The sequence below is a fragment of the Desulfopila aestuarii DSM 18488 genome, from assembly GCF_900143695.1.
GTDB lineage: Bacteria > Desulfobacterota > Desulfobulbia > Desulfobulbales > Desulfocapsaceae > Desulfopila > Desulfopila aestuarii.
Map to the genome: position 1 here is coordinate 18133 of NZ_FRFE01000009.1, position 11229 is coordinate 29361.

The following is an 11229-nucleotide window of genomic DNA, read 5'->3' on the forward strand; positions in this document are numbered from 1 at the left end:
CAGGTAATAATCCGATTTGGTTCGAAAATGCAATATGAAGTGCATATCATGCCTGAGGTGTGTTACAGACGTCGCTCGACAAAATTGTCGAGACACTGTGATGAATGTCGAGTCGTGTCGAGATAATGCAGGATGTCAGGATGGTGGCTTCAACGTATGCAACGACTATCTTACCAGCCGGAATTACCTGATCAGGCCACTTTACTGCAGATATTTTTGCCAATAGATGCTATTTTTAAATGTTTTTCTCTTTCCCCAAGTCGTCATTTTCCCGGTTTTGCTTGAAACCTTGAAACCGGTTACTTCCTGGCGATGCCGATTCTACAATCAATGAACCCGTTCCTGCAGTCCATATCGGTTGCTGGCTGTACCGGATTGTCGCAGGGATATCCCGTAATACAAAGGACAAGATCATGGGTGTGAAAATCACACAACTCTATCGCAGACTGGACGAAAACCGGGCCTACTGTTTTAACGTCGAGTCGACCCGCGAGCTGACCGTCGAAGAATTGACCAGGCTGCGTCTTATACTGGCCGATGGTTTTCTGGCTGAGACCGTTTCTACCACTCCGGTGCTATCCGGTAACCGTGTCGTGGAAGTTGGCCCGAGAATGAACTTCGCCACAGCCTGGTCGTCGAATATGGTCTCCATCTGCCAGGCTACTGGGCTCGATATGATCACCAGGGTCGAGCGATCTCGCCGCTATGTGGTGCCGGAGGGACAGGAGCTGCAGAGTTTTATCGACGCCAACCACGACCGGATGACCGAATGCCATTACCCACAGCCTCTCACTACTTTTGAGACGGGTGTTACACCGGAGCCGGTTTACGAGGTCGATCTCAAGAGTGAAGGGCCCGATGGTCTGTTGAATATCCCCGGAATCTCCATGGACGAGTGGGACCGCAACCTGTATTACGACTATTTCGTCAATACACAGAAACGGAACCCGACAATCGTCGAGATCATGGATCTCAACAACGCCAACTCCGAGCACTCCCGCCACGGCTATTTTAAGGGCAAGCTGGTGATTGACGACGAAGAGATGGACAAGACCCTCTTTGATCTGGTGGTTGATACCCTCACCGCCCATCCTAAGGGCTCCATTATTGCTTTTAAGGATAATTCAAGCGCCATTAGCGGTTACGAAATTTCTACCCTGCAGCCGGTAGAGCCGGGAAAACCCGGACCGTTTGCCATGGCCAATGTTACGTATCATCCACTCCTTACCGCTGAAACCCACAACTTTCCTACCGGCGTGGCCCCATTCCCGGGTGCCGAAACCGGTACTGGCGGCCGTATCCGTGATGTGCTCGGCACCGGCCGCGGCGCCTATGTCATGGCCGGCACCGCTGCCTACTGCGTGGGTAATCTCAATATTCCCGGTTACGCGCTTGACTGGGAAAGTAACGAGCCGGTGCCGTCCAATCTTGCCCGTCCGCTCACTATCGAGATTGAGGCAAGTAACGGTGCCTCCGACTACGGCAACAAATTTGGCGAACCGGTGATCCAGGGTTTTACCCGCTCTTTTGATATGCGTCTGGAAAACGGCGAGCGCTGGGGCTTTTTAAAACCCATCATGTTTACCGCCGGTATTGGCCAGATCGACGATCGCCACACCGAAAAGGCTATACCCGAAAAGGGCATGCTCATCGTTCAGGTGGGTGGTCCTGCCTATCGCGTCGGTTTTGGCGGCGGTGCGGCCTCCTCCATGTTGCAGGGCGAAAACGCTTCGGATCTCGATTTTGATGCGGTCCAGCGTGGCGATGCCGAGATGGAGCAGAAGATGAACCGGGTCATCAGGGCCTGCAACGAGATGGGCGGCAAGACCCTGATTGACGTTATGCACGATCAGGGCGCGGGCGGCCCGGCCAACGTCCTCAAAGAGCTGGTAGAGAGCTCTGGAGGCCGGGTAGAGATCAGAAACATCAAGGTTGGCGACCCGACCATGTCGGTGCTTGAGATCTATGTGGCAGAATATCAGGAGCGCTGCGGTTTATTGGTCCGACCCGAGAATATTGAGACGTTCAAGGCGATTTGCATCCGTGAGAAAGTAAACTGCGAGGTGTTGGGCGAGGTTACGGGCGATTTGCGTTTTGTGGTTCATGACCTGCAGGACGACACGACGCCGGTGGATATCGATATCGAAGCATTACTTGGCAAGATCCCACAGAAAACCTTTGTCGACAGCCGAAAGAAACTTGGGACAACCCCAGTCACCCTTCCAGCGAATGTGGAGGTGAAAGCAGCGCTTGCAAAGGTGTTACGACTCCTCTCAGTCGGTTCAAAACGTTTTCTCACCAACAAGGTGGATCGCGCCGTGACCGGCCTGATCGCCCAGCAGCAATGCTGCGGGCCGTTGCAGCTGACTGTGGCTGACGTGGCGGTGGTGGCCCAGAGCCATTTCGGCCGTACCGCTATTGCTACGGCCATCGGTGAGCAGTCGGTGAAGATGCTGGTGGATCCGGCAGCCGGTGCCAGAATGGCGGTTGGCGAGTCATTGACCAACCTGGTGTTCGCCAAGATCGAAGACCTTGAGCAGGTCAAATGTTCGGCCAACTGGATGTGGGCCCCGAAACTGCCGGGTGAAGGCGCAGCCATCTATGATGCGGCCAAGGCCATGCGCGATGCGATGATCGCTGTGGGTGTGGCTGTGGATGGCGGCAAGGATAGCCTTTCCATGGCCACCATGGTTGGCAATGAGACAGTCAAATCTCCCCGGCAACTGGTTATCTCGCTCTATGCGGCAATGCCGGATCTCACCAAAAAAGTGACACCCGATATCAAACGGCCGGGTGATTCGACGCTGCTGTTGATCGATCTCTCCGGCGGGCGTAATCGGCTGGGAGGAAGTGCCCTGGCCCAGGTGTATCGCCAGCTGGGCGATGAAAGTCCGGATATGAATGAGCCGGCAAAAGTCAAAGCTGCTTTCCTGGCAGTACAGCAATTGATTGCCGGCGGCCTGATCACTGCGGGCCATGATCGCAGTGACGGCGGTCTCATCACAACAGTTTTAGAGATGGCCTTTGCTGGCAACTGCGGTCTTGATATCACTGTCAAAGGTACCGGTTCTGCTATCGAAACCCTTTTTGCCGAAGAGCTGGGATTGGTAGTCGAATGTGCCAAGGATAGGCTTGCCGAAGTGGAGGCGCTGCTTGCGGCAGCCGGGGTGGAGGCAAACGTTATCGGTACCACCTGCGTTGAACCACAGGTACGTATTGCTGTGAATGGTGAAAGCGTGCTTGAGGAAGAGATGGTGGTATTGCGCGGCTGGTGGGAAGAGACCAGCTATCAGCTTGAGCGGTTGCAGATCAATCCGGCCTGTGCTGACGAAGAAAAGGCCAACATCTACGACCGGAAAGGCGCACGCTATTCGGTGCCATTTACCCCGCAACCGACCCCGGCAGACAGGCTGGCCATGCAAGAGAAACCGAAAGTGGCAATCTTGCGTGACGAGGGCTCCAATTCCGACCGTGAGATGACAAGCGCCTTCTATGCTGCCGGCTTCGAACCCTGGGATATCTGCATGCAGGACCTCCTGGCAGGAGCCGTGAATCTTGATGATTTCCGTGGGCTTGCTGCGGTTGGTGGTTTTTCCTATGCTGATGTGCCGGAGTCGGCCAAGGGGTGGGCGGCAACCATTCGCTTTAACGATCGGTTGCAGAAGATGTTCCGCGACTTCTATACTCGTCCCGACACCTTTACGCTTGGCATCTGTAACGGCTGTCAGCTGTTCGGGCTGCTCGGCTGGGTGCCGGAGCTCGATATCCCGGCTGAACAACAGCCACGATTTGTCCGTAACCGCTCAGGTCGTTTCGAGTCCCGCTGGACTTCAGTGAAAATTGAGAAGAGTCCGGCCATGATGCTGCAGGGTATGGAAGGAACGGTATTTGGTATCCATGTCGATCACGGTGAAGGGCGGATGCTTTTCACTGATGATGCGTTGCGAGACAAGGTAGTTGCAGGCGGTCAGGTGCCGATGTACTACGTGGATGACGATGGTGAAGCCACCGAGAAATACCCCTTTAATCCCAACGGTTCACCGCAGGGGATTGCCGGGCTTTGTTCTGCTGATGGCCGCCATCTGGCGTTGATGCCGCATCCCGAGCGTGCCTTTCTTGCCTGGCAGGCCCATTATCTGCCTGAGGAACTGAAACACCTGGAGGTGTCGCCCTGGATGAAGATGTTCCAGAACGCCTATGACTGGTGCACGAAGAGATAAATCCCTCTCAATATGGAGTATGAGAAAAGGCGGGAGGCACAGGAGAGCTGAGCTGCCCGCCTTTTTTCTTTTTGGGTTATGAAGCAACGGGTGACTGCTCTTTTTCTGGTATTGTTGGGAGCTTTGCTTGTCGGTTATGCGGTGATGGGGCCGGCGCTGCAGCTGTTTGGGACGAGTGCCATGGGCACAGTTACTGATATCCGGCGACAGGGGGGCGATCGCGGTGAGCCAATTCGCAATCGCTATAACTTTGGGGTTGGTTTTCACTTCTTTTTGCAGGATGGAACGCGTGTGGAAGGTGCGACCACCGTGGTTGGCAGCTCTTATAGCGCTGGCATTGCCAAAGGGCCGGCCCGGGTGCTCTACTTTCCCTATCTGCCGGTCATCAACAGCCTGGAAAAACAGACACACTTTACCATTTACAGCATCATCCTGCTAATTGCCGGATGTTTCCTTATCCGAGTCGGAATAAAAGACCCGCTCAATACGAAACAGCGCCGGAAAAAGAAGCGATAACCACTGGCAGCCTTTTCAATTTTCTGCGCGCAGCTTTGTGATAAGTTGGTTCAGATCCACATCTTCTGGTGCGGGTATCTTCAATTCATGATTATGTTTGAAAGTCCGGTCTGTTGTGTAATAGATGAGATTGAGCCCGGTAAACGGAGTGGTAAGGGTTTTTACCTCTTTTAATCCTGAGAGCGGAAAATCCCAGTTGTGCAGGTATCCGTTGATATAGGCGTACTTGGCACCGACCAGCACTCTTCTGTCTCCCTGGAGATTTCGCATCCGGTAATACCAGGGAAAAAAGCGCGACGCAACAAAGACAAAAGCCAGCAAGCCGGCCATGATTGTCGCGAATCCGAGTCGCTCATCACTTTCCAGAAAAAAGAGAAAGGGAATGGTGATCACCACAAAAAAGAAAGTCACCAGGAGCATGATGGCGTTGTTTTTTGCGCTGCTTTCCGATTTCTGCAGCATGACATAGTTTCTTGTCATCTGCTCGTCCATCTTCCACCCGGCCAGCACCTTTGCACCGGAGATAAGGTGGTCCATCTTTTTGGCCCTGCTGGTAAAAATACATCCGCAGATGATGGCTGATATTGTAAGAAAAATGCCGACCAGGCCAAGCGCCCAGAAGCCGCTGAGGGGCGTATTATCGATAAAGACGCAGCCTGTTATTGCCCCGAAAACTGGGGAAAGTATCCAAAAGCGTGTAGCGATACGCCGTTCTGAATTGGGTAGCTTCTGTGATTCTACTTGGCTTTGTTGATGGTTCATTGTGTCATTACCCCAAATGGAGGTTATGGGAAAACGCTCTGAAAAACGTTGAAAATGGCCTCTTCGAGAGAGATAAATGTGTATCGTATTGTCAACATAATCGGTAAAAAGGCTTTTTGAAACCCTCAGATTGCGATATATATCAAAGGTATGGCCTGTTCTTTCAATACTTTTTTGGCATATAGCAGGGAGAACCGTTTTCTATACATCTCAGGACTCAGCTGTCTTGTGGATATATCGTAGACAGGCTAATAGCAACTGGAGGATAGCGATGAGTTGGAAGAATCTTATTATGGTGGCTGGTGGGGTGACTCTGGCCTTGACCGTTGCCGGTATAGGCGAAGCAAAGAAGCTTGGGGTTGTCAATGGCTGCGATATTAAGAACAAGACCAGCTGTGAAGGGATCGACCTGAGTGGGCAGAATCTGGAACAGGCCAGCTTGCAGCAGGCAAAACTTACAGGTGCAAATCTCAGTAAAGCAAATCTCATGTACGCCAATCTGAGTGGTGCAAATTTGAGCGGGGCGAACCTGAGTGGGGCGGATCTGACTCAGGCAAACATTTCCATGACCAATTTCAGTGGTGCTGATCTTACCGGTGCTTTGCTGAAAGGAAGCTATCAGTCAGCAACACAGTTCAAGGAAGCAGATCTGAGCGGAGCCACCTGGCTGGATGGCAAAATCTGTGCAGCAGAGAGTATCGGCAGCTGCAAGTAGCGGTATTGCAAAAGGAGGGTCTATGGGGCGTTCTGCGGTGGAGAAAGACCAGAGGATTGTACAGATATTTGTTGCAGTCCTCCTGTCTCTGCTGGCTGGATCGCATGACGGGATCGCTTTCGTTGGCATTGCCGAAGAGCGTACATGCGCCCTGCCGGAGTGTTTCCTGCCCGAGGCCGGTCGCCGCTACACCTTTATGGTGCATTATCCCGACGGGGATTCCGGCACCCTGAAGATGGTGCCGGAATATGATGAAAAAAACGGGGTACTCACCTGTAACAACCGCGCCTACAGCGAGCTGTATCATGAGTTCATCGAATCGAGCGAGAAATATCAGTACCTCCCCGACGGTATTTACCGGATCGAGAGCATCGGCAGCGGGATACCGGAGCTCTGGCTGCCGGCTGAACTCGTTCCCGGTATAAGCTGGGAAACTGGCAGCGGTAGCCACAGGGTTGTGGCACTTGATGTCCATTGTCCTTCGAAACTGCTGCCGGCCGCAATCTGTCTCCAGGTGGTGAGCCGTTACCATGTTATGGCCGATATGGAGGTAGAGAGCTATTTTGCTGCAGGTTTTGGCAGAATTCTTTCACGAATCAGATCTTCTTCCAATCCCATCGAATATGAGCTGACAGCTGTTGAAAATGATCCTGTTGCCTCCAGTGTGTCAGCAGAGTCCCTATAAAGTGTGGTGGGGTACTCGTAGCATTAATAGTAGTACCAGATGGTTTTATACTCCTCGAGATCCTCGCCCAATTTCTCCAACCGTTCCAGATATTCATGGATGGAAACGTCGGTATAGACATACGTGTCCATCAACGCCAGCTTCTTTTCCCACGGGTGGAATTCATAGACCCGTTTACCGTTTGGTAAAATCGAGATGATATCCCGGTGCTGCGAGGCCTTGAGGTAGTTCTTGCCGAGCTTCGGCACGTTGAAAACGATCTCATCGGTCCGTACCGTACCCGGCAGGAGTCTGGCCTCTTCTTGCTGCTCCTGCAACAGTCTTGCAATAGGGACCCGATAAAGATCGGTCTCCTCTTTGCCCTTGGTGTTGAAGGTGTAGTAGGGGGTAACGCCGATGAGTCGGAGCTGCTGACGAAGGGTCACGGCTTCGAACCGACGCGAGTTGTAGAAGGTGTAAACCAGCTGGTTGTAAACACTGACGCCAAATAATCGGAATTTTTGAACAGCGGCCATGGCCTCAGGGGTGATCTCGGTCGTATGTTCAAAATGGGTGATTAACACAATCTCCCGTCGGCCCGGTTCATGATAGCGGGTGATGGTCCGTGCCAGGGCATCGGTGATCCGCTGCGGCAGGGTGACGGGGGTGCGGGTGCCGATGCGGATGCGGATCACGTGTTTGATTGCCGCGACCCTGGCCAGCAGTCCATCAAGCTGTTCGTCTGAAAAGAGCAGGGGATCGCCACCGGTGATGAGTACCTCATTAATCTCAGGCCGTTCAGCTATCCAATCGATGGCGGCTGCCAATTTGTCTTCGGAGAGTGCGGCGTTTTCCGAATAGACATCCTCGATCTGCCAGTTACGTTGACAGTATACGCAGATCTGTGGGCAGGTAAGTAGCGGTTTCAAGATGACGATATTGGGATAACGCCGGGTAATGCCCTCAATGGGGGAGGTGTCTCCTTCCAGCATGAAGTCCATAGAGCAGTCGGCGTTTGCCCGGGAGAGGCGCATCGTTGTGACATAATTGAGCGGCGGCAGGACCTGGGCGCGAACGGCTCTATCGTAGCTGCCGGTATTTTCGGGATCAAGGAGTGAGAGATAGTACGGGGTGATGCCAAAGGGGATACGGTTTTCTCTTGCCATCTGGATGGCTTTATACTCGTCCTCGGTGAGGTTGACCATCTCCCGCAGGGTATCGGCGTTGCGGATAATGTTTCGGGTATGCCAACGCCAGTCGTTCCATTCCAGATCGGTTATCCCGTAGCGGCGCTGGATGTTTTGTTTGTTGATGCTGCGGGCACTGATTAGCTCATCGCTTAATCCATTGGCATGGTGTTCCATGAGAGCGAGCGATTTCTCGGCCATGTCCGAGAGGTAGGAGGAACGCTCTGTGGCGGCTTCCCGTCCATGAAGCTTCAGAAATGCCGGCGGTTCCTCGGCATATACGTCGGTCAGATCGCTGACGCCTTGGATCAGGTGCTTTATTTCGGAGACAAAGCCTGCTGAGAGTGGCGGTGTCTCGTCTGTTTCCCGGTCGTTAAGATGATCATCGATATATTGTAGGAAACTGAACTCGGCAAGATTCTCACTCCTGGGGTTGAGGAGGTTTCTGAAGACCCAGACGGCGTCCCGCCGCAAAATCCACTCCATTGGCCGGATGGGGTCAGTGTAGTCAGTGATGGCCGTCAGTGTACTGGAGAGATAGGCACGCAGCCTGTTCCGTTTTTCCTCAAGTGCCAGTGAAGACTTGAGAATATTGCTGATTTCAGGATTGATAGCGATAGCTGCGCACAGCTGTTGTTTGAGTGTATACGTCATAGTCGTGAATGATTTAAACGTGCTTGCGAGTTGCGGCCTTTGGCGCATGCGTGTTGGACATACATGATAACGTTCAGCACATTGAACGTGAGGCGAAGTGTCTGTCCTGCATTGTCAAAGACAGGGCTTTTGAAGAAGATACCTTTAGTATACAGTATCTGGGCAGAACAACAACCTGGGCATTAATGTGCTGAAATTAGTGTGATTGCCGCTAGATGTTACGCGAGTGGGTCAATGTGTGTGTCAGGTGTAGTGTTCCGTCTCCTGGGTGTTACGAAAGAGGGAGGCAGTTGCGTCATTTTGTGTGGTAAAAAGATTTCGGCAACTGCCTTTTTCCTGGCTTACTCACGATCGAGGATATTCTCCTTGGCGTCTTCATATTCATCCTCGGTGATAATCCCCATTTCCCGGGCTTTTTGCAGATCAATCAGTTCCTGGCCTATGGTGGTTGTCGTGCTGGTTGATCGTAATTCCGCACCGCCACCGCCGCAACCTGAAAAGGTCAGGCAAGTGCTAGCCAACACTACCAGGATAATACACTCTCTCAGGGCCATGTGCTCTCCATTGCGATAATTATTAAGGTGTATGTTTTTGTTATCGCAATTAAATAACATGTGCATCCGGAACTGTAAAGACCAGGGTCGCAATCGAATTTAGCTCAAGGGAGACGGCTGCGGCTGGCTTTATTGTTCTCGTTTCCTACCTCTGTCTATTTTTCTCTTTTTCCATCATGATTTTAAGGATGGTCTTGTCCGTTTCCATCATGCCCTGCTGACTCAGGGTGCCCATATTCCTGACGGTGTTTTCGGTGGATGTGCCGACGATGCCATCCGTGTCCTTGACGTTGATCCCCTGCAGGGAAAAGAGCGCGGCCTGGACAGCGGCCCCGGCAGCGGTGTTGAGTTTGATGGCGCAACCGGCCTTGGCCCCGTCGCAGATGACACCGGCGAGGTCTTCCATGATGTTTCTGATTGCCCCGGCCATATGCTCCACATCGCCGCCGACGAGATAGGTGATGCCGGCGGTAGCGCCTGCTCCGGCGGCCACAGAACAGCCGCAGACCGCAGAGAGCCTGCCGGTGTGCGCCTTGACATAACCGGTAATAATGTGGCTTAAGGCAATGGCTTTGAGCACCTGCTCCTTGTCACAGTCAATGAAATCCTTGATGGCCCAGATTGGCAGAATGGCGGTCAGGCCATGGTTGCCGCTACCGGCGGAACTCATGGCAGGCAGGTTGACACCACTCATGCGGGCATCCGCTGCTGCCGAGGTAAGTCGTCGGGCTGAGGTGGCCATGTCGTTTACCAGGAGTTTCTGTTTGAGCAGCCGGTCGATGCCTTTGCCGATGCCGAGTCCTCCACCATATTTGAGCCCATGTTCGGCAAGGCGAAGATTGTGGTCGACGCCCTCCTGGAGAAAAGCGAGATCGTCTTGATCAATTTCTTCCAGAAGTTCAAAAATTTCCTGCAGGGTCAGGCTCCGTAGCCATTCCTCCAGCTCTGCAAGACGGCTTTTACCTGATGATGAGGGTGGGGCCGTGATGAGCGGGGAGTCGTTAACCGGAGTGCCATTGAGAGTCAGGCTGACAATGTTGTTGTGGATATCGGTAATGATCGATTCTGCTACATCCTCTCCGGCTTGAATTCGGGTCTTGATGTAGAGCCCCGATTCTTCACGCAGATTGACCGCAACTCTACCTTCCTTAAGGAGTGCCTGGGCTTTTTTCACCGAGGCTTCGTTGAGGGATTCCAGCACCTCCAATCCGCGATGGGGATCGCAGCCAATAGCGCCGAGTGCCGAAGCGGTATCGATGCCAGCCAGCCCGCCGCTACCGGGAATGGTCACGGCCATGCCGTTTTTATAGATATTGGGATCAACCCAGACCTCGATTGAGTCGAATTGCCTCTGAGGAAGCAGGCTGGCAGCGGCAGCAGCGCCCAAGGCGACGGCAACGGGTTCGGTGCAGCCAAGAGCCAGGGTTACTTCCATCTGCAGGATGTCTTTTACGGTAAATTTCATATGGTTCAGATGCCTGTGAAAAGGGTGGGGTACTGCGAATCCGTGATTATGCTGTTTGCCGGATTACAGGCTGAGGATCGCCTCTATTTCAATGTTGGAGCCCAGTGGTAATGCTGCAACCTGCACGGTAGAACGGGCTGGAGGTGCAGCGGGGAAATGGGTGGCGTAGGCACTGTTCATGGCCTGAAAGTCACCAAGGTCGGTGAGGAAGATGGTGGTTTTCACTACCTGGTCCAGGTTGGCTCCGGCTGCTTCGGCAATGGCCCGCATATTTGCAAGGACCTGGTGTGTACGGGTCGCGATATCGCCTTCCACCATTTTTCCTGTGGTTGGGTCAATGGGTAATTGTCCGGAGATAAAAAGTAAATTGCCTACGGATACCGCCTGAGAGTAGGGGCCGAGCGCGGCTGGAGCCATATCTGTCTGATGGATTTTTTTTGTCATCTGATCCTCTTTTTCAAAAAATAATTTATTAAGCTTCTCTGCAGCCAG

At 53.0% G+C, this 11229-nt stretch carries 9 protein-coding genes; 4 read left to right on the forward strand and 5 right to left on the reverse strand.

Annotated elements, in window-relative coordinates; genetic code table 11:
- Nucleotides 1–413 precede the first annotated feature (413 nt).
- Nucleotides 414–4220 (forward strand): phosphoribosylformylglycinamidine synthase, encoded by a 3807-nt coding sequence (gene purL / locus BUF15_RS10480; RefSeq protein WP_073613434.1) that lies wholly within the window; start codon nucleotides 414–416, stop codon nucleotides 4218–4220.
- Between the two features lie 90 nt (nucleotides 4221–4310).
- Nucleotides 4311–4736: a hypothetical protein gene (locus BUF15_RS10485; RefSeq protein ID WP_143170690.1), complete on the forward strand. Its 426-nt coding sequence runs from the start codon at nucleotides 4311–4313 to the stop codon at nucleotides 4734–4736.
- A gap of 15 nt (nucleotides 4737–4751) precedes the next feature.
- On the opposite strand, the gene BUF15_RS10490 is transcribed toward BUF15_RS10485, so the two are convergent.
- Nucleotides 4752–5498 carry a hypothetical protein gene (locus BUF15_RS10490; RefSeq protein WP_073613436.1) on the reverse strand — a complete coding sequence of 249 codons (747 nt, stop codon included), beginning with the start codon at nucleotides 5496–5498 and terminating at the stop codon, nucleotides 4752–4754.
- A gap of 271 nt (nucleotides 5499–5769) precedes the next feature.
- Here BUF15_RS10490 and BUF15_RS10495 point away from each other — a divergent pair, with 271 nt between their 5' ends.
- Nucleotides 5770–6213, forward strand: a complete 444-nt coding sequence (locus BUF15_RS10495; protein ID WP_073613437.1) for a pentapeptide repeat-containing protein — start codon at nucleotides 5770–5772, stop codon at nucleotides 6211–6213.
- Between the two features lie 22 nt (nucleotides 6214–6235).
- Complete coding sequence (locus BUF15_RS10500; RefSeq protein WP_073613438.1) at nucleotides 6236–6898, forward strand: hypothetical protein; 663 nt, start codon at nucleotides 6236–6238, stop codon at nucleotides 6896–6898.
- Nucleotides 6899–6921: 23 nt separating this feature from the next.
- On the opposite strand, the gene BUF15_RS10505 is transcribed toward BUF15_RS10500, so the two are convergent.
- The 4 genes from BUF15_RS10505 to BUF15_RS10520 all read right to left on the reverse strand — a co-directional run bounded on the left by BUF15_RS10505 (nucleotide 6922) and on the right by BUF15_RS10520 (nucleotide 11181).
- Nucleotides 6922–8718, reverse strand: a complete 1797-nt coding sequence (locus tag BUF15_RS10505) for a KamA family radical SAM protein (RefSeq protein ID WP_073613439.1) — start codon at nucleotides 8716–8718, stop codon at nucleotides 6922–6924.
- Nucleotides 8719–9059: 341 nt separating this feature from the next.
- Nucleotides 9060–9272, reverse strand: coding sequence for an SHOCT domain-containing protein (locus BUF15_RS10510; RefSeq protein ID WP_073613440.1), 213 nt, complete (start codon nucleotides 9270–9272; stop codon nucleotides 9060–9062).
- A 145-nt stretch (nucleotides 9273–9417) separates the two neighbouring features.
- Nucleotides 9418–10737 (reverse strand): L-cysteine desulfidase family protein, encoded by a 1320-nt coding sequence (locus tag BUF15_RS10515; RefSeq protein ID WP_073613441.1) that lies wholly within the window; start codon nucleotides 10735–10737, stop codon nucleotides 9418–9420.
- Between the two features lie 63 nt (nucleotides 10738–10800).
- Entirely contained in the window at nucleotides 10801–11181 is a 381-nt protein-coding gene (locus BUF15_RS10520; RefSeq protein ID WP_073613442.1) for a RidA family protein, read from the reverse strand.
- Between the last annotated feature and the right edge of the window lie 48 nt (nucleotides 11182–11229).

Excerpts from the sequence above, each read along its gene's own strand:
- BUF15_RS10500 (WP_073613438.1), top strand. The coding sequence starts at position 6,236 with ATGGGGCGTTCTGCGGTGGAGAAAGACCAGAGGATTGTACAGATATTT.
- BUF15_RS10490 (WP_073613436.1), bottom strand. The coding sequence starts at position 5,498 with ATGAACCATCAACAAAGCCAAGTAGAATCACAGAAGCTACCCAATTCA.
- BUF15_RS10495 (WP_073613437.1), top strand. The coding sequence starts at position 5,770 with ATGAGTTGGAAGAATCTTATTATGGTGGCTGGTGGGGTGACTCTGGCC.
- BUF15_RS10510 (WP_073613440.1), bottom strand. The coding sequence starts at position 9,272 with ATGGCCCTGAGAGAGTGTATTATCCTGGTAGTGTTGGCTAGCACTTGC.
- BUF15_RS10520 (WP_073613442.1), bottom strand. The coding sequence starts at position 11,181 with ATGACAAAAAAAATCCATCAGACAGATATGGCTCCAGCCGCGCTCGGC.
- BUF15_RS10505 (WP_073613439.1), bottom strand. The coding sequence starts at position 8,718 with ATGACGTATACACTCAAACAACAGCTGTGCGCAGCTATCGCTATCAAT.
- BUF15_RS10515 (WP_073613441.1), bottom strand. The coding sequence starts at position 10,737 with ATGAAATTTACCGTAAAAGACATCCTGCAGATGGAAGTAACCCTGGCT.
- purL (WP_073613434.1), top strand. The coding sequence starts at position 414 with ATGGGTGTGAAAATCACACAACTCTATCGCAGACTGGACGAAAACCGG.